Source organism: Paenibacillus aurantiacus (genome assembly GCF_042431225.1).
In the GTDB taxonomy this organism is placed as follows: domain Bacteria; phylum Bacillota; class Bacilli; order Paenibacillales; family Paenibacillaceae; genus Paenibacillus_Z; species Paenibacillus_Z aurantiacus.
Map to the genome: position 1 here is coordinate 13,888 of NZ_JBHMDO010000055.1, position 19,227 is coordinate 33,114.

At 54.3% G+C, this 19,227-nt stretch carries 16 protein-coding genes; all 16 read left to right on the forward strand.

What is annotated here, in order from left to right; translation table 11 throughout:
* The first annotated feature begins 113 nt into the window (after positions 1–113).
* Positions 114–1,022, forward strand: coding sequence for a UTP--glucose-1-phosphate uridylyltransferase GalU (gene galU, locus ACFFSY_RS33915; RefSeq protein ID WP_377503045.1), 909 nt, complete (start codon positions 114–116; stop codon positions 1,020–1,022).
* Positions 1,019–1,687, forward strand: a complete 669-nt coding sequence (locus ACFFSY_RS33920) for a sugar transferase (protein ID WP_377502855.1) — start codon at positions 1,019–1,021, stop codon at positions 1,685–1,687. Before galU ends, ACFFSY_RS33920 begins: the two co-directional genes overlap by 4 nt.
* A gap of 22 nt (positions 1,688–1,709) precedes the next feature.
* Complete coding sequence (locus ACFFSY_RS33925) at positions 1,710–2,861, forward strand: glycosyltransferase family 4 protein (RefSeq protein WP_377502857.1); 1,152 nt, start codon at positions 1,710–1,712, stop codon at positions 2,859–2,861.
* Positions 2,858–4,021 carry a glycosyltransferase family 4 protein gene (locus tag ACFFSY_RS33930; protein WP_377502859.1) on the forward strand — a complete coding sequence of 388 codons (1,164 nt, stop codon included), beginning with the start codon at positions 2,858–2,860 and terminating at the stop codon, positions 4,019–4,021. Before ACFFSY_RS33925 ends, ACFFSY_RS33930 begins: the two co-directional genes overlap by 4 nt.
* Positions 4,011–5,390: an O-antigen ligase family protein gene (locus ACFFSY_RS33935; protein WP_377502861.1), complete on the forward strand. Its 1,380-nt coding sequence runs from the start codon at positions 4,011–4,013 to the stop codon at positions 5,388–5,390. The genes ACFFSY_RS33930 and ACFFSY_RS33935 overlap by 11 nt, the downstream gene beginning before the upstream one ends.
* Positions 5,391–5,464: 74 nt before the next feature.
* A complete protein-coding gene (locus ACFFSY_RS33940) occupies positions 5,465–6,469 on the forward strand; it encodes a glycosyltransferase (protein ID WP_377502863.1) in 1,005 nt (334 codons plus the stop codon).
* Positions 6,466–8,010 (forward strand): lipopolysaccharide biosynthesis protein, encoded by a 1,545-nt coding sequence (locus ACFFSY_RS33945; RefSeq protein ID WP_377502865.1) that lies wholly within the window; start codon positions 6,466–6,468, stop codon positions 8,008–8,010. The genes ACFFSY_RS33940 and ACFFSY_RS33945 overlap by 4 nt, the downstream gene beginning before the upstream one ends.
* Positions 8,007–8,759, forward strand: a complete 753-nt coding sequence (locus ACFFSY_RS33950) for a sugar phosphate nucleotidyltransferase (RefSeq protein WP_377502866.1) — start codon at positions 8,007–8,009, stop codon at positions 8,757–8,759. Before ACFFSY_RS33945 ends, ACFFSY_RS33950 begins: the two co-directional genes overlap by 4 nt.
* A 23-nt stretch (positions 8,760–8,782) precedes the next feature.
* Positions 8,783–9,334: a dTDP-4-dehydrorhamnose 3,5-epimerase gene (gene rfbC / locus ACFFSY_RS33955; protein WP_377502868.1), complete on the forward strand. Its 552-nt coding sequence runs from the start codon at positions 8,783–8,785 to the stop codon at positions 9,332–9,334.
* A gap of 12 nt (positions 9,335–9,346) precedes the next feature.
* The gene (gene rfbB / locus ACFFSY_RS33960; protein WP_377502870.1) at positions 9,347–10,366 is read left to right on the forward strand and encodes a dTDP-glucose 4,6-dehydratase; all 1,020 of its coding nucleotides are present in this window, start codon (positions 9,347–9,349) and stop codon (positions 10,364–10,366) included.
* Positions 10,359–11,210, forward strand: a complete 852-nt coding sequence (gene rfbD / locus ACFFSY_RS33965; protein ID WP_377502872.1) for a dTDP-4-dehydrorhamnose reductase — start codon at positions 10,359–10,361, stop codon at positions 11,208–11,210. The genes rfbB and rfbD overlap by 8 nt, the downstream gene beginning before the upstream one ends.
* Before the next feature lie 33 nt (positions 11,211–11,243).
* On the forward strand, positions 11,244–12,614 hold the full coding sequence (locus ACFFSY_RS33970; RefSeq protein ID WP_377502874.1) for a sugar phosphate nucleotidyltransferase: 1,371 nt from the start codon (positions 11,244–11,246) through the stop codon (positions 12,612–12,614).
* Positions 12,615–12,629: 15 nt separating this feature from the next.
* Positions 12,630–13,961: a UDP-glucose dehydrogenase family protein gene (locus ACFFSY_RS33975; protein ID WP_377502876.1), complete on the forward strand. Its 1,332-nt coding sequence runs from the start codon at positions 12,630–12,632 to the stop codon at positions 13,959–13,961.
* Between the two features lie 117 nt (positions 13,962–14,078).
* Positions 14,079–15,275 (forward strand): nucleotidyltransferase domain-containing protein, encoded by a 1,197-nt coding sequence (locus ACFFSY_RS33980; protein ID WP_377502878.1) that lies wholly within the window; start codon positions 14,079–14,081, stop codon positions 15,273–15,275.
* Positions 15,276–15,550: 275 nt separating this feature from the next.
* Entirely contained in the window at positions 15,551–16,786 is a 1,236-nt protein-coding gene (locus ACFFSY_RS33985; RefSeq protein ID WP_377502880.1) for a right-handed parallel beta-helix repeat-containing protein, read from the forward strand.
* A gap of 158 nt (positions 16,787–16,944) precedes the next feature.
* A complete protein-coding gene (locus ACFFSY_RS33990; RefSeq protein WP_377502882.1) occupies positions 16,945–19,188 on the forward strand; it encodes a fibronectin type III domain-containing protein in 2,244 nt (747 codons plus the stop codon).
* Positions 19,189–19,227 lie beyond the last annotated feature (39 nt).

Below are 19,227 nucleotides of genomic sequence, written 5' to 3' on the forward strand. Positions count from 1 at the left end.
TGTGAGGATGGGTTAAATGCCCTTTAATTGGATAAAAGAAGATAAATTATGCCCTTTATCCAAGGGCATGATTTATGTTTTTTTATGGAAATAAACAAGATAGGGTGATGGTAATGAGAAAAGTAAGAAAAGCGATCATTCCCGCAGCAGGGCTTGGCACTAGATTTCTCCCCGCAACAAAAGCTATGCCTAAAGAAATGCTCCCAATCGTAGATAAACCTACTATTCAGTACATCGTCGAAGAGGCCATCGCTTCCGGGATTGAAGACATCATTATTGTCACCGGTAAAGGGAAGCGCGCGATCGAAGACCATTTCGACCATGCGTTCGAGTTGGAAAATAACTTGTTCAGCAAGGGGAAATTCGAGCTGCTGGATGAAGTGCGGCGATCTTCAAACGTTGACATTCACTACATTCGTCAAAAAGAAGCGAAAGGACTTGGACACGCCGTATGGTGCGCCCGCAATTTCATTGGTGACGAGCCGTTCGCCGTCCTGCTCGGCGACGATATCGTGCAGGCGGAGACGCCATGCGTTAGACAACTCGCGGAGCAATACGAGCGCACAGGCAAGTCGGTCATCGGCGTGCAGTCCGTTCATCCTGAGCATACCGATCGTTACGGCATCGTCGATCCGCTGGAGGCTATTGGCAGGCTTTATCAAGTCAATCGTTTCGTTGAGAAACCTAAAAAAGGCAACGCTCCATCGAATCTTGCCATCATGGGACGCTACGTCTTGACTCCCGAAATCTTCGAATTCCTGGAGGAACAGGAGATTGGCGCCGGCGGAGAGATTCAGCTAACCGATGCGATTCAGAAGCTGAACGAGAAACAAGGCGTTTACGCGTATGATTTCGAAGGCGTGCGTTACGATGTGGGCGAGAAACTGGGCTTTATTCTGACAAGCGTCGATTTTGCGCTTCGCAACGAAGAGCTTCGCGCTCCGCTGCTGGATGCATTAGAAGAGATCGTGCACAAGCAAAAACTGGATGAACTTCTGGTAAGCCGAGGTGATCGAGTATGAGCTTGAGGAATCATACGAATGCCGATGTGAAAGCAGCGCCGCGTTCGCTCACGTTGAACAACGCGGTGAAGCGGACCTTGGATGTTACGGGCGCGTTCTTCGGACTTATCTTCCTGCTGCCCGTCATGATTCTGATCGCCATCTTGATCAAAACCAATGATCCCAAAGGCAGCGTATTCTTCAAGCAGAAACGGATCGGTCAACACGGTAACGTATTCGGCATCTACAAATTCCGTTCGATGGTTAGCAACGCGGAGGAGCGGCTGAAGCAAGACCCAGCGCTTTACGCGAAATACATCGCCAATAACTATAAGCTGGATCAGGACGAAGATCCGCGTATCACGAACATCGGCCGGTTCCTGCGGAAGACGAGCCTAGACGAACTGCCGCAGCTGGTAAATGTACTCAAGGGTGAGATGAGTCTTGTCGGCCCGCGTCCGGTGGTCAAGGACGAACTGATCGAGTACGGCAATCGCGTATCGGAATTTTTATCCGTCAAGCCCGGCGTAACCGGATATTGGCAGGTATGCGGCCGAAGCGACGTCGGTTACCCGGAGCGCGTCGATTTGGAACTGCATTACGTCTACCACCAATCGGTCTTCTTCGACATTAAAATCCTATTCAAAACCGTATGGACCGTATTGCTCAAAAGAGGCGCCTACTAATATTCGTTCTGTGAGGTACTAGATGAAAATCGCAATTGTGCATGACTGGCTGGTTACCTATGCCGGTTCCGAGAAAGTGCTTGAACAACTGATCCATTTGTATCCGGATGCGGATATATTCTCTACCGTTGATCATCTGCCAACCGGCGAACGCGGGTTTATTAAGAACAAGCCGGTCACGACGTCATTTATTCAGAAACTCCCGATGAGCAAGAAAAAATATCGCACCTATTTACCATTCATGCCGCTTGCCGTCGAACAGTTCGATCTTTCGTCCTACGACTTGATCATCTCCAGCTCGCACGCTGTGGCAAAAGGCGTGATCACCGGTCCGACGCAGCTGCATATCTCATACGTCCATTCACCGATCCGGTACGCCTGGGATTTACAGCACCAATATTTGAAGGAATCCGGCTTGGATAAAGGCGCGAAGGGCCTTGTCGCCAAATGGATGCTGCATAAAATGCGGCTGTGGGATGCAAGAACGGCGAATGGCGTCGATCATTTTATCTCCAATTCGGGCTTTATCGCCAAACGAATTTATAAGACGTACCACCGTGAAGCGCATGTGATTTATCCGCCCGTCGAGGTGGACCGATTCCAGTTCGGCGCTGCCAAACAAGACTACTACCTGACCTTCTCCCGCATGGTGCCGTACAAAAAAATCGACCTCATCGTCGAAGCATTCTCGACCATGCCGGATAAGAAGCTGATCGTCATTGGCGATGGTCCGGATTTCAACAAGGTGAAGTCCAAAGCAGGCCCTAACGTTCAACTGCTCGGTTTCCGTCCGACGAGCGAAGTGATCGAATACGTGAAGAACGCCCGGGCGTATGTGTTCGCGGCCGAGGAAGACTTCGGCATCAGCATCGTGGAAGCCCAGTCGGCCGGCACGCCTGTCATTGCTTACGGCAGAGGCGGCGCGCTCGAAATCGTGCGGGGGATGGATACCGCTCGTCCGACCGGCATTTTCTTCGATGAACAGACCGTTGATTCGATCGTCGACGCGGTTGAGAGATTCGAGCAGCACGAAGACGCTATTGATTACTACGCTTGCAAGGAGAATGCGGTTCGCTTCTCGACCGAAAGGTTCAGGGATGAATTCAAGTCTTTCGTTGATGAGAAATTGGGCGTCCGCGTCACAAAATTACCGGCTGAGGGTGTATTCGTTTGATTAAAGTCATGTATTTCGGTCATCAAACCGATATGGCCGGAGGCGAAATCAGCCTTCTGCAGCTCATTGACAGCATCGACAAAACTGCCGTCAAACCCGAGATTATTATCCCTGGTCCGGGCCGGTTCAAAAACGAACTGGAGAAGCGGAGGGAACTGAAGAAGCACGAGCTTGACTTGCCCGACGAATTCGTGAAAGGAACGGCTCAATCGTATGAATCGGGAGGCATCGCCAAGAAAGCGTACAACGTCGTTCACTTGGTCAAAACCGCGCTGCAGCTGCGCAGCATTCTGAAGCAGGAGAAGCCGGACATTCTGCACACGAACACGTTGAAGGCGGCGGTCATCGCGACGATCGCGACGTTCATGGGGAAGACGAAACATATCTATCACGACCGGACGCATACGTACAACGTGGCCAACCGAATGGTCTACCGCAGAGCGGAAAAAATCATTGCAATCTCGGATTTTGTCCGCAGCAAGTATGAAGGGTTGGATAAATCGAAGATCGTTCGCGTCTACAACGGCGTTAAGAACAAGCAGCTGGGCAAAGACGAATTTCAGCTTCGCGAGGCGTATGGCATAGGCGGCGATGAGGTGCTGATCGGCGTTGTAGGACGAATCGTGCCGTGGAAGGGTCACCGGACATTCATTGAAGCGGCGATCAACCTCATGAAGGGGTCCTCGCAGAAGTTCAAATTCATCATCATCGGCTCGGCAGAAATCGAAGCGTCGGAAGGCTACGAGAAAGAAATCAAGCAATTGATTGACAACTCTGGCTTTAAAGAACACTTTATCTTCACGGGCTACCGCACCGACGTGCAAAACTTGATGAGCCAGCTGAACGTCCTGGTTGTACCCTCAATCGAAGAGGAAGCATTCGGGCGCGTCATCATCGAAGGTCAGATGAGCAATGTCATCGTCGTGGCCAGCCGCATTGGCGGCATACCGGAGCTGATCGTGGATAATGAGACCGGTTTGCTGTTCCGGCCTGGCGATTCCGGCGAATTGACGGAGAAGCTGCTGGGCATCCTCCGTGATCCGGAGCGGGCGCTGCGGATTCGGGATAAAGGCTATGCGTCGGCGCACGAAAACTTCAACATCGATATTCATTCCGCGAGAATCAAACGCGTCTACGAGGATCTTCATTATGGTAGCTAATATCCGGCACAATCGAACGCTAATCCTGACGTTGTTGACCGCCGTGCTCGGCGGCGCGGTGCTTGGGGTTAGCAGCAACAACATGATATTGCTTGGGCTTGTCGCCGGTGCCGTCCTTTTCGTCGCGTTGTTCGCGGCCTGCCTGGTCAATATCGAGGTATGGCTCGTCAGCTACGCGATCGCCTTGACGCTTCTCCCGCAAACGAATGTCGCCGGAATGCCGGTCCAATTCGGGGATCTCCTCTTCCTGATCGGCCTGTTGATTTTCATGTACCGGCTGAAACGCTTAAAAGGCAGCATGATCTTGACGGCGACGTTCCTGTTCGTCGTGGCGGTTATCGTATCGGTGCTTGGCGTGTTTCGCTATAATCCCGGCATGGCGTTCACGAGCTTCCTGAACGCAGGCCGCATTATCGAGGTCGTCTTCCCGGTGTTCCTCCTGTCGACGTACGATCGTATCCGGTACGACCGGGTCGTCAAGTGGTTTCTGAGCTTGGCGGTGCTGACCAATTTATTCGGCGTCATTCAATTCCTGATTCAGCTTCCGCTCGACTCCAAGACGGTGTGGATCGGAAGCAAGAAGTTTTATCGGGCAGCCAGTATTTTCATGGAGTCCAATAGTTTCGGCCATTTCACCGCAGCGGTCTCGATCGCGCTCAGCGTCCTGCTGTTCGAGAAGAGCAGACTCCCCGCGGTCCAAGCGATCAAAGGCTGGCTGCTTCCGACGGGTCTGGTCATCAGCATTCTCGCTTGTCTGCTCACCTTCTCCAGAGGCGCCATGGCCATCTACCTGATCGGGATTATCTTCTACGCGCTTATCACGCGAAGAGGGAGCGTCTTGATCAAGTTGGCCTTCACAATCTGCATTCCGCTAGCGGGGCTGTTCCTCATCAATCCGGAAGTGTACCAGCTGCTTGCGGGCCGCATCACGATGACGGTTGCCAACATGTTCACCGATTTCGATTCAGTCAGCGGCGGCCGGGTGGATTCGTGGTCCTTGGCCTTCGACGTCATCGGGCAGAACCTGCTCACGGGCATTGGGTATAAGAATACCGTCGAGTACTTCCTTCTCTATTACGGCGAAGCGAGGGCAGGGGACAACAACTATATTACGATCCTGCTCGAACTCGGCGTTACGGGATTTGTCGCATTTCTGTTCATGTCGATCGGGTTGATCTTCTGGCTCGCGAAGAAGAAAGAACGGATCAACGCGGCGATGCAATCGATTTTGCTCTCGGTTTGGGTGGCTACGCTCATCCAAATGTTCGTGCTGGACTCCTTCACGTTTTGGAGATCGCTAACCATACTGTTCGTTTTCATAGGGATTATGTTGTCGTACAAACCAATTAAAAAGGAAGTCTCGTTATGACAAGTCTTAATTTCGTGGTGGTTGGATGGGAGTTGAATTACTCTCGCACACGCATCTTGACGAGGAATTCGAGCATGGCCTTTCGAGAAGTCAGCCTAAACAAGAAGGGCAACCTGTTCGTCAACTATTGGACCGTCGTCAAGAAGCTGTCGGGACTGCTGTTTAAAACAAAAGTCGTCTATATCCCCGCGTTGAATCAGGGAAGCGCGCCGATTTCCATTTTGCTCTCGAAGCTGATGGGCAGAAAGGTCATTACGGATATGTTGATTTCCTCCTTCGATACCGTGACCGACGACCGGAAGATCGCGAAGAAACGTTCCTTGCGCGCGCTCAAAGCGTACGTGGCGGATTATGTCTGCGTGAAGCTGTCCGACAAAATCATCTGCGATACGGAGAAGCACAAAGAGTACTTCGTCGAGCATTACAAGTGCGGGGAAGACAAAGTGCTCGTCATTCCGGTCGGTTCCGAAGACATTTTCAAGCCGATTCCGGTCAAGCGGTACCGGGAAGACAGCTTCAATGTGCTGTTCTACGGCGGGTTCTCCCCGATGCACGGCATCGACAAAATCCTGATGGCGGCCAAAGAACTCGACGGTAAGGAGAACGTCCATTTCGTCCTCGTGGGCGGCGGGCAAACGAAGGACGAGATGCTCCAGCTGGCGGACCGACTGCGGCTCACCAACGTGGAATTTATCGACTTCGTGCCCTACGAGCAGCTGCCGGCGTTCATCAATTCGTTCGACGCGGGTCTTGGCATCTTCGGCGAGACTGGTAAAGCGTTCCGCGTCGTGCCGAATAAAGTGTATCAGATGGCCAGCTGCGGCAAAGCGATCATTACGCTCGACACGCCGGGCATTCGGGAAGTGTTCAGCGACGATCGGGACATCGTTCTCGTTCCCACGCAGGAGAACAACGCACAGGGAATCGCCAAACAAATCATGCGCTTGAAGCAAGACATGGCCGCGACGAACTCGATTGGCGACGCGGCATACGCCTTGATGGAGCAGCGGTTGTCGCATCCGTACCTGCAGGCTTGCTTTGAGCAAGCGGTAGCGGGACTTGAAGGTGGACGCCGATGAGCGCGGAGGTCGAAGCTGGAGACGTACTCTCCAAGACGATTAACCGGATCAAAAAGGATATATTCGTTTACGGTCCGGCACTACTTATACCGGCGCTGCTGAACTTGTTCTCCACGTCGGTGTACACTCGGATTTTCTCCCCGGATAGTTATGGCGACTATGCGTTACTGCTTAGCACGGCGCTGCTGATGACGACGCTGGTCTCGCAATGGATGCAGCAGTCGGTCCAGCGCTACAGACCGCTGTACAAGAGCCGGGACGAATTGGGCGATTTCAACGCGAAGCTGCGCAACGTGCTGGTCGGGATCATGCTGCTGGTGCTCGCGCTAGGCGCGGCCGCCTATCCGTTGGTGCAGGCGTACTCGAATATGACGACCGCCGTCTACGCATGCGTGCTGCTGCTCATCGCCACGCAGACGCTGTATCTGGTGTGCAGCGCGGTGCTGCAGTCGGATTTGAATTCCAAGACATACCGCAAGGTGAATATCGCCGGAGCCGTGCTTAAGCTCGGATTGGCCCTGCTCTTCATCTATGCGCTTTACAAGAATACGCTCAGCATCTTTATCGCGCTGATCGCGACGAACCTAATCGTGCTGATCCCGATGCTTAGGCTGACGGTGCTCAGCCGGAAGGAGAAGGCGACGGAGCGGGCGAGCTTCGGCAGTACGCTTGCGTTTGCCAAGCAATTCGCATTTTACGGATTTCCGATGGTCGGCTGGTTTCTAGGCAATTCGTTGCTCAATCTATGCGACCGCTATATCATCGGTTTCTTCTACAGCAGCCGCGAGGTCGGCATTTATATCGCGAATTACTCCATTGTCACGTCCAGCATCGGTTTGATTTGCAGTCCGCTGCTGACGGCGGCGCATCCGCTGTTCATGAACGCCGCGAGCCAAAGCGGCGTGACGACGAAGCAATTCGAGAAGCTGATTACGATGTTTTCCAAGGTACTGCTGCTCTTCACGATTCCGATCGTCGGATTCGTGACCGTCTACCGCTACGAAATTTGCCGTATTCTGCTCGGTGAAGCGTACACGGAGGGGGCGCTGCTCATTCCGCTGGCACTGGTCAGCGTGCTGCTGTGGAACTTGTCCATGTACGGACACAAAGGCTATGAAGTGCGGGAGAAAACGCGTTGGATGCTCGTCTTCGTCCTGACGTCGGCGGTCGTGAATACGGCACTGAACTTCCTTCTCGTGCCGCCGCTCGGATACCTCGGCGCCGCGATCGCGGCGATCGGCGGAACCTTCACTTACTGCTTCCTGGTGCATATCAATTCCAAGCGGTTCATCGCTTGGCGCTTACCATGGGCGTCGATTGCGAGGGCGGCTGGCACGACCGCGGTCATGGCCGCGCTGCTCCTCCTGGTGAAAGAGTTCTTCGATGGCGGTACGTGGGCGCAGCTGATCGTCGGAGGGGTGCTTGCAGCCCCGATCTATGCCGCGGGACTGATCGTCACGAAAGAGATCGACCTCAAACGAATCGCACCGCTCGCGAAGAAGCGGGCGAATAAAAAAGTATTGGAGCGTGGATTGGAATGAAAGGCATTATTCTTGCAGGCGGTACGGGTTCCCGGTTGTATCCATTGACGAAAGTAACGAACAAGCACCTGCTGCCAGTTGGCAAATATCCGATGATTTATCACTCGATCGATAAGCTGATCGCGGCAGGCATTCAAGATATTCTGATCGTGACCGGCCGCGACCATATGGGCGACGTGGTCAATCTGCTTGGCAGCGGCTACGAATTCGGCGCGACATTCTCCTACAAGGTGCAGGACCAGGCAGGCGGCATTGCTCAAGCGCTAGGACTTGCGCAAAGTTTTGTCAAGGACGAACCGATGGTGGTTATCTTGGGCGACAACATTTTCGCCGACGATTTGACGACGTACGTGGAGAACTTCAAGCGTCAAGGTACCGGGGCGAAAATTTTGCTCAAAGAAGTGCATGATCCCGAGCGTTACGGCGTGGCCGAGCTGAACGGCAACCTTATCGTGGGCATCGAGGAGAAGCCGAAGCAGCCGAAGAGCGCTTACGCAGTAACCGGCATCTACATGTATGACGCCAACGTGTTCAACGTCATCCGGACGCTGAAGCCGTCGGGCCGCGGCGAACTGGAGATCACGGACGTGAACAACGCCTACATCCAATCGGGCACATTGACCTATGATCTGATGAGCGGCTGGTGGACCGATGCGGGTACGCACGAATCGTGGGCGCATGCCAACGAGCTCGTACGCAACCATCAATTCGACTTGAATTTCGGAAAAGAAGCCGTCGCGGCAAAGTAATCCGACCGAAGGAGACATGGAGCTTGAAAATCATAGAGACGAAGCTGAGTGGCGTGCTCGTGATCGAAACTGCCGTGTTCGGCGATCATCGCGGCTTCTTCACCGAAAGCTACAATAAAAAAACATTCCACGAAGCGGGGATTACCCACGACTTCATTCAGGATAACCATTCTTATTCGGCGGAGGCCGGCACGCTGCGCGGACTGCACTACCAACTCGCGCCGAAAGCGCAGACCAAGCTGGTACGTGTTGCCGCAGGCGCGATCTATGACGTCGTCGTCGATATCCGCCAAGGTTCGGAGACGTTCGGCCAATGGGTAGGCGTCATCATCAGCGAGAGCAACAAACGCCAGATTCTCGTGCCGAAAGGCTTCGCGCACGGTTTCTGCACGCTGACGCCGCATACGCAGGTGATGTATAAGGTCGATGAGCTGTATTCGAAAGAGCACGATCGCGGCATTCTGTGGTCCGATCCGAATCTGGGCATCGATTGGCCGACGTCCAAGGTTGTCCTATCCGGCAAGGATACGGTTCATCCGGGACTGAAAGACGCGGAAATCAACTTTACGATATAGGAGACAAGAGACATGAACCTATTGGTAACGGGTGGAGCAGGATTCATCGGGAGCAACTTTATCCGCTATATGATCGATAAATATCCGCATTACACGATCGTCAACTATGATGTGCTGACGTATGCGGGCAATCTGGAGAATCTCGCATCGGTTGAGAAGCATCCGAACTATCATTTCATTAAGGGCGACATTGGCGACAAGACGCTCGTCAACGACACGGTGAAGAACTACGCTATCGATATCATCGTCAACTTCGCGGCGGAATCGCACGTGGACCGGAGCATTACCGAGCCGGATATCTTCATCAAAACGAACGTGCTCGGCACGCAAGTGCTGCTGGACGCGGCGAAGGACCATAATCTGCGCAAATACGTACAAATCTCCACCGACGAAGTGTACGGATCGCTCGGCGAGACGGGGTACTTCACAGAAGAGACGCCATTGGCGCCGAATAGTCCGTATTCGGCCAGCAAGGCGGGTGGAGACCTGCTTGTCCGCGCGTACCATGAGACGTACGGATTGAACGTCAACATTACGCGTTGCTCGAACAACTACGGACCGTTCCATTTTCCAGAGAAGCTGATTCCGCTCATGGTGACTAATGCGCTTGAAGGCAAAGATCTGCCGGTCTACGGCGACGGCTTGAACGTGCGCGATTGGCTGCACGTGATGGACCATGCTTCCGCGATCGATTTGGTCATCCATGACGGCAGACCAGGCGAAGTGTACAACATCGGCGGACATAACGAGCGGACGAACATTACGATCGTCAAACTCATTCTCGAGCTGCTGGGCAAGACGGAGGAGCAAATCCGCTTCGTCGAGGATCGCAAAGGCCACGACCGCCGCTACGCGATCGACCCGGCGAAACTGACCGGCGAGCTCGGCTGGGTACCGAAGTACACGTTCGAGACGGGCATTAAAGAGACCGTGCAATGGTACCTGGACAATAAATATTGGTGGTCGCGCATCAAGAACGGCGATTACATGAACTATTACGAGCAGCAGTACGGTGCGAAGCTCCATGGCTAAGGGGAAGGCGCTCATAACCGGCGCGCAGGGACAGCTCGGCCAAGATCTTGTCGCTGCTTTGACCAAGCTTGGCTATGAAGTCAAAGGCTGCGGCAGAGGCGAATTGGACATTACGAACTACGAGGAGACGAAATCGATTGTAGCCAGCTTCTGTCCGGATGTCATCGTGCACGCCGCCGCGTACACCAAAGTCGATCAGGCCGAGACCGATCAGGAGACGGCTTACCAAGTGAACGCATACGGCTCGCGCAACCTGGCCGTGGCTGCGGAGAACGTTGGCGCGAAGCTGGTCTACGTCAGCACCGACTACGTATTCAACGGGCAGGGGAGCGAACCGTACGACGAGTTCCAACCGACGATGCCGATCAATGTGTACGGGCGCACGAAGCTGGCCGGCGAACAATTCGCCCAACAATTCTGCTCGAAGCATTTCATCGTGCGTACTTCGTGGGTGTACGGACCGAACGGCGCCAACTTCGTCAAGACGATGCTGAAACTCGCCGATGAGCGGGACACGATCAGCGTTGTGAGCGACCAAATCGGCTGTCCGACGTTTACGCACGACCTTGTGGATACGATATGTAACCTAATTGAAACCGAAAAGTACGGTGTGTATCACGTATCCAATGCCGGACACTGCTCTTGGTACGAATTCGCGCAAGCCATATTCGAACTCGCCGGCAAGCCGGTTGCCGTGGAGCCTGTCGGCACGGATCAGTTCCCGAGGCCGGCGAAGCGGCCGTCTTACTCGGTCTTCGACCACAAGGCGCTGGCATACAATGGCTTCCCGCCGATGCGCCACTGGAAGGACGCGCTGGCCGAGTTTATCCGGAATTACGCGTGAACCGTCAACAACGATGATGAAAGGAGAGACGTCATGAAACTCGTACTTCTCTCGGGCGGATCGGGCAAGCGGCTATGGCCGTTGTCCAACGATTCGCGATCCAAACAATTTTTGAAGGTGCTGACCGACCCGCAAGGGATGGCCGAATCCATGGTACAGCGTGTGTGGCGCCAGCTCGGCGCGGCCGGATTGAGCCGCGACAGTCATATCGCGACAAGCAAAGCGCAAGTCGAAGTGATGCAGAGCCAGCTAGGCTACGAGACGCCGCTCATCGTGGAGCCGGAACGTCGGGATACCTTCCCGGCCATTGCCTTGGCTGCCACCTATCTCTACTCCGTTCAAGGGGTTGGCCTTCAGGAGACGATCGCGGTGCTTCCGGTCGATCCGTACGTAGAAGAGGCGTTTTTCCATAAGGTCAAGCAATTGGACGACGTTCTGCATGAGTCAGGCGCCGACCTGGCGCTGATCGGGGTAACGCCGACCTATCCTTCGGAAAAGTACGGCTATATCATTCCGACGGCCGAGGGCGCTGCTGGTACAACAAGCTATCGTCGGGTCAGCCGCTTCACCGAGAAGCCGCGCGAGGCAGATGCCGTCCGGTTGATCGAAGAAGGCGCGCTGTGGAACTGCGGCGTGTTCGCGTTCAAGCTTGATTACATCATTAACATGCTGATCGCGCTCGAGCTGCCAATTCAATATGACGAGATGGCGAAGCAGTACATGAAGCTGCCCAAAATCAGCTTCGATTACCAAGTCGTGGAGAAAGCCGGTCATATCGCGGTATCCCCGTACGACGGCACATGGCGCGATCTCGGCACCTGGAACACGCTGACCGACGAGATGGAGCACAAGGTGCTCGGCCGCGGGATCGTCAGCGAGGATTGCGAGAATACGCATCTGATCAACGAGCTGGACATTCCGGTCACGATTCTCGGCTTGTCGAACGTCGTCGTCGCGACGAGCCCGGACGGGATCCTCGTCAGCGAGAAGGCGTCCAGTCCGAGAATCAAGGAAGTGTTAAACGGAATCGACAGCCGTCCGATGTTCGAAGAGCGACGTTGGGGTCATTACCGCGTCATCGATTTCTTGAAGTTAGCCGATGGCAACGAAGTGCTCACCAAGCGGATCTGCATTAAGGCCGGGCGGAATTTAAGTTATCAGTATCACGAGAAGCGCGATGAGGTATGGACGATCGTCTCCGGCAAAGGCGAATTGATCCTGAACGACGTTCGCAGCGAAGTCGCGGCAGGCGACGTGGTTAAGATCGCCCGGGGCACTCGTCACAGCATTCTTGCGTCGGAGGACCTGGAGATCATCGAAGTGCAGACCGGTTCGGAACTGGTGGAAGAAGACATTATCCGCCTAAGCGTAGGGTGGAACGAAATCATAGAGAAATGCATGTAGCGGGAGTGGATAACGATGAAAATTGCGGTTATTGGCACGGGTTATGTTGGGCTAGTCTCCGGGGTTTGCTTCTCGGAGATGGGTAACGAGGTCATTTGCGTCGATAAAGTTGAGGCCAAAGTTCAAATGTTGAACGCCGGCCAAGTACCGATCTATGAGCCAGGTCTGCAGGAGGTCATGGTGAAAAATGCGGAAGCCGGTCGCCTGTCCTTCACGACCGATCTGGGGGAAGCCGTCCGGAAGTCCGAGGTGGTCATCATCGCGGTCGGTACGCCATCGCTCCCTAGCGGCGAAGCGAATCTGAGCTTCATCGAACAGGCAGCCCGGGACATTGCGTTGTCGATGGAAGACTACAAAATCGTCGTCACGAAAAGCACGGTGCCAGTCGGTACGAACGGCAAGATCAAAGAGATCATTGCGGGACTTAGCGCGCATCCGTTCGACGTTGTGTCCGTTCCCGAATTCCTGCGGGAAGGTTCGGCCGTGCGGGATACGTTCAACCCGGACCGGATCGTCATCGGAGCGGAGAACGAAGCGGCGGCAGGACGGATCATCGAACTCCATCGTTCGCTTACGGACAACATAATCGTGACCGATATCCGCAGTGCAGAAATGATCAAATATGCATCGAACGCCTTCTTGGCGACGAAGATCTCCTTCATTAACGAGATCGCGAACATCTGCGAGAAAGTCGGCGCCGATGTCACGAGCGTGGCTGAAGGCATGGGTTACGACAACCGGATCGGACCTTCATTCCTGAAGGCGGGCATCGGTTACGGCGGTTCTTGCTTCCCGAAAGACACGCAGGCGCTTATCCAAATCGCAGGCAACGTGGATTATGAGTTCAAGCTGCTGAAGTCGGTTGTCGACGTCAATCGCGACCAGCGCTATAACATTCTGCGCAAACTGGAGACGCTGCTTGGCGATCTGAACGGGAAGATCATTGCAATCTGGGGTTTGGCCTTCAAGCCGAATACCGACGACGTCCGCGATGCGCCAGCGATCGAGATCATTCAGGAGCTGCTAAAGGCCGGTGCGTCCATCCGCGCATACGACCCGATCGCGACGGCAAACTTCCGTCAGTGGGTTGACCATGATTCGATCGCGTGGTGCTCCGGCGCGCTGGATGCGGCAGAGGGCGCAGACGCGCTGTGTCTGCTCACCGAATGGCAGGAGTTCGAGCAGGTCGATCTGAAGACGCTGCAGGAGACATTGCGGAAGCCAATTCTGATCGACGGCCGCAACGTGTATTCCGAAGAGCGGATCGCCGAGACCGGATTCGTCTACAGCTCGATCGGACGTCCGAACATGAATCGCGGGGAGAATCGCCACGCGTTCGCGCTTTAATTCAAAGCTATATGCCGGCTGGCCCACACTGCAAGGGGCCGGCTCGTCCAATGCACGGAAGCTGAAGCATCCGGCAGGCTGCGGCCCAATCGACAGATAAAGAAGGAGTATGGTGTCATGGATAAGCCAATCGCGCTCGCTACCGATAATTTCTCGAATGAAATCCGCCTTATGCTTTCGATTCTTGGCGGCGGAGGGGAAACGAGCGCCCTGCCCGATGAATGTCTATCCGGTATCGATTGGGCGCGGTTCCTGCGGATGGTCAAGCACCACCGCGTATATCCTTTGGTATATTCGAATTTGAAGAAATCGGGGGCGGAAGCCATCCCCGAGTCCGTCATGCAGTCGCTTTACGAGGATTATTGTCGGAATATCTTTCAAATGATGCGGTTGACCGCTGAGATGGAAAGAATCTGCAAGATGCTTCAATCCAGCAACATCCGAACGCTTGTCCTAAAAGGGCCAATTCTGGCCAACGCATTGTACGGCAATATTTCAATGCGAACGTCGAAGGACTTAGATATGCTAATCCCGGCCCAAGATGTGGAGCGGATGGAAGCGATCCTTCGGGAACATGGATATGACCCGACGCATGACGTGCCGCAAGTGTTGAATACGAAGAAGTGGAAGACGCATCACCTGGCCTATTCTCACAGAGACAGCGGTATCCAAATCGAGGTCCATTGGCGCCTCAATCCCAATACCGTCAAGGAGCCGACATTCGACGAATTGTGGGAACGGCGCAACACGAGCACGCTCGTCAGCACGCCGATTCATTACCTAGGCGATATGGATCTTTTCCAGTACCTGATCTCTCACGGAGCCAGACACGGATGGTTCCGCTTGCGCTGGCTGTGCGACATTCAGTGCCTGCTCCATCGTGAGGCGAACTGGGAGCTGACAGCGCGCATGTTCCGACAATATGACGCGGCTCATCTGGGCGGCCAGGCGATTATTCTGGCGAATGGATTATTGGGCGCTCCGATTCCGAAAGGACTTCGCGGTCTTGCGGCTCATCCGCTTGCGCTGCGGCTGGCCAATGATGTGCTGGCCTTCGTTCGCGATATCGTGAACCTGAGTCCAAAACCGGAGACGAAGGAGATGGCCGGGAAGTACCGCCGCTATCTATTCGCCATGATGTCCTACCGGGAGAGAGGACTGTACGTCATGAGTCAAATTTATCCGAGCAGCTGGGACGCGCAAGCGCTACCGCTGCCCAAGTCGCTGCACTTCTTGTATTTTCCGCTGCGACCGTTCTTGTGGTACTGGAGAAGGCGGAAGCAGCAGGCCGGCGGACATACCCAGACTGGTTAAAGCGTTGCTTCACGCGGTTTGGCCGTCCGGCCCCGAGGAACGCACAAACCGTTCATCAGGATGAAATGCCGCTTCGTTTGGCCGGGAGGGTGCAACGCCTTCCGGCTGAACGAAGCGGCCTTTTGCGTTTATGTCTTCTAAATTTTTCCTTCGACAAAGCAGGAAACGGGCTGTTTTTTGGAGAATAATGTAGATAAAAGGAGGCTGGATAGTTCCTGATGAAAAAGGCTGGCATAGATCGAAGGACGTTTCTTAAGGGGATGGGATTAGGTGGCTTGGCTTATTTGATCGGCTCGCATTTCAGGGCTCCAGCCCAAGTAACGGCGGCAACCGCGCAAACCGCAAGAAGCTTGAATATTCTGGACTATTTGAACAGCGATCGAAGCATCCAGGATGCAATCAACGATGTGCAAGCTGCAGGCGGAGGGGAGCTTTATTTCCCGCCGGGCATGTATTTTACGGACGATACCCTTGTAATCAAGGGCGATAATGTCATCTTGAAGGGCGCGAACAAGACCTCTTCCATCATCGCAGTAAGAAGTTTCGACATTTCGAAAAATCTGCTTGAGATCCGCAAGCCAGGCGGCAGAATCGTGAACGTCAAGATCGAAGATCTCACCCTTACTTCGGACGCAAGAAAAGCGAGTGCACGCAACAACGACACATCTTTCTACAATCATGGTATCGTGCTGGACGCTTCACATAACGTTGAATTTCAAAATATCCGCGTGGATCATTTCAACGGAGACGGCCTGCGTTTCGAAGACCGCAACGCGGAAGGCGGCCCTGATCAGGTCAGTATTACCAACAGCACGTTCGTCGCGTGCATGAATGGCCTCAATACGAACGATACGGGCCATTCGACGCATATTTATGGCGGCACCTTCGAATTCAACGCCAAGCACGGCATCAACACCGGCGGGCGGAACAGCGTGTTCATCAAGGACGCCGATCTGGAGCAGAATCATATGGCAGGCCTGCGTATTTCGCATTCCTCGAATATCGTAGTGCGCGATTGCACGTTCGAGAACAACTCGCGCAAAGTTTCGCTCAGCGACAAGAAGCATGCGCATATCGTGGTGGGGGATACGGGGGTCGCGCAGAATATCGTAATCGATAGCTGCTACTTTCACGCCAGAAAAATGCGTTATTTGATCAGCGTGGAGCGTGGAGATCATATCTCCATTTCGAACAACTTTGTCGATTTCGCCGATCAGTTCGGCACGACGGCCGGAGCGTTCGTTCAAGTCGGACAAGGGTGCCGCAATATTTTCTGCGATGACTTCTCTTACCGCCAGAAACCGAATGTGAAACGGCTGAGCAATCACCAATATGCCGTCTCCGACTTGAAGCCTTCCGCGGTTCCCTCCCTGCCGGTTCCGAATGAATCGCTGCGGGGGTTTATCACAAGGGTAGAGGGCGGTTCCGGCACGCGAGATGCTTTCTATGTGTGTATCAAGACCGAGCATGGGAGCTACAAGTGGGCACGCATCAATTTAACCGATCTATGACGACGAAGAGTGTCTGCCGAGACACTCTTTTTTGTTGGATTTGGGGTTGTCAATCCATAAATTTTTTGAGAGGTGTAGATTCTCCGAACCTGACGGTGTAATATAGTTGTTACGATACGATATGTATCGCAGCAATGAAGGAGAGGTGTACAAGATTCATGTTGTTGAATCGTCGCTCCGTGATCGCATCTGTACTGCTGTCGTCCCTTCTGCTCGTTCCCCTTCCCGTCTTAGCCGCTCCGGAATACATTACGATTGAAGAGTTCCAGCCAACCAATGATACCGATTCGCCCGTTTACGTCCATGATCTTGTTAACATTCGGCTAAAAACTTCGTCCCTCGATACAGTCTCACGCGTCAACGTCCATATCGATTCGGTCGCTGCTGAGCTTATCCAGGTTGGTACCGACCCGCGTTGCGGGGCGTACGACGGTTGCGCCGTGTGGGAAGGCAGTCTCCAAATCGGTTCCTTGGCCAAAGGTCCCAAGGAAGCCGTAGTACAAGCGACTGATGCAGCCGGCCACACCGGCGTGAAAAAATACCCCTTATTGTATCATAACCCCCCTCGTCTGCAGATCGAACAGCCTAAGCCTTTCGCAGCAGCCTTGCCCTCGCTCCCGATCAAAGCTTCATGCGCGGACGACCTCGGCTACGTCTGTCAGGTGAAGGTCGAGGTGAGAATTGGCGACGAACCGTCGGACGCGAAGCTGCCGATCGCAAGCTATCGCTCCAATATAGATGGGAACTTCCATCTCAATGAAGCGGCTGCCGGGTTGAACGCCCGCGAGAATGCGTATATCGTGTTCACCGCCCGCGATTCCGTCGGTCAGACGGTAACGGAAGAAAGGTTGATCTATGCGGAGGCGGAGCATGCGAAGCTGGAGGCGTTGGCCTTCGATGGCGCAGCAATCGATTATCAGCCATCCAGTCAGCGTGTCCTGTCGTACAATGCGGCTGTGAATCAGCTTGAAATCAAACATGCGATAACGAATGAAGCGCAGACGATACCGATACTGTTCGCCGACAAGCCGGCCTATGCGTATTTGACGCCGAAGGGCGCCATCTTCGAGTGGAAACAAGCCAATGGCACCAATCAGCTGGTGGAATGGCGGGACGGCAAAATCATGCAGCTGGGCAGCGTCAATCCCACTTCTCTGAAAGTCAAAGGCAGTTATGCGATTTTCACGCAATATGCGGCAGGCAAGGGCCAACTGTTCATTCGCCGCAATCTCATATCAGGCATCAATCAAGTCATTGGCAGCGCGCAGTACGTCTCCAGCGGACAGACGGATTTGGCGGAGAACGGTACCGTCGTATATGCCTTGTCAGAACCGGGTAATCAGAACGTGTACAAGTACACCGGCGCACAACCGATTGCGGTGACTCGTGATCCGCTCAAGATCAGCAGCCAACCCGTCACAGATGGCAGCGGTGTGCTGTTCATGCAGATGAGTCCGGATGGGGCGCAGCGCAAACTTATTCTACTGAAGGCCGATGGGAGCACGACCGTCCTGGAAGCTGACAAATATATCGATCCCCCGCTTAAGCTGAACAATGGTTGGGCTGCGTATCGCGCCGCCGAAGCGGACGGCAAGCGGCGATTATGGGTATGGTCGCCGGGTGGAGACAAGAAGTTGGCGTCTAGCCTATCGCAGACAGCCAAGCTTGAGGCGCTCGCAGGCAACGGCGACGTGGCGTTCTCCACCTTTGATCAAGAGTTATATATTAGCCGGGTCTATGGTGATCATCGAGGTTACTCGCGCGTCTCCTCCTATCATGTCAAGCCGTTCTGGAAAGATGCGGCATGGTATGGCAAACTCGGCGATCATCTTGTACGAATTCGCGTGCCGGAGGAGGATGCGGCGCCGCAATGGCCGCCTGCCAGCACGCTGCAGCGAACCGGGAACGTGTTAACCTGGTCGGCTGCGACCGATGACGTGGGTGTTACCCGCTATCGCGTATACGCTGGCGACGAATTCCTAGGCGAGGTGCCAGGCGATATCCTGACGTTCGCGTTCGATCCGACCGCAGTGAGATCGGGCGGGGATATCCACATAAGAGCGGTCGACGCCGCGGGCAACGAAAGCTTGGATCATCCCGTTAGCAGCGAGTTTATCGAGCCAGACGATGGCGGCAGCCCGCCTTACTGGCCGCTCGGGTCTGAGCTTGTCACGCATGCGGGCGGCGGGGCGGTCCGCCTGAATTGGGCGCCTGCCACGGACGACACAGGCATAGTGGCTTACCGCATCTATCGGGACGATTATCTGTTGGCTGAAGTAGGAGAGTTGACGTTTCAGTTAGACCCGCTTGCGGCCGGCCACTCGTATACGTTTCGGGTAGAAGCTGTGGACGGGGCAGGCAAGCGCTCCTCGGATAGCCTGTCGGCTATCCTGAATTTATAGGGCAAGGTCTATGCAGGCACCTCTAGTCCATTCAGCTGT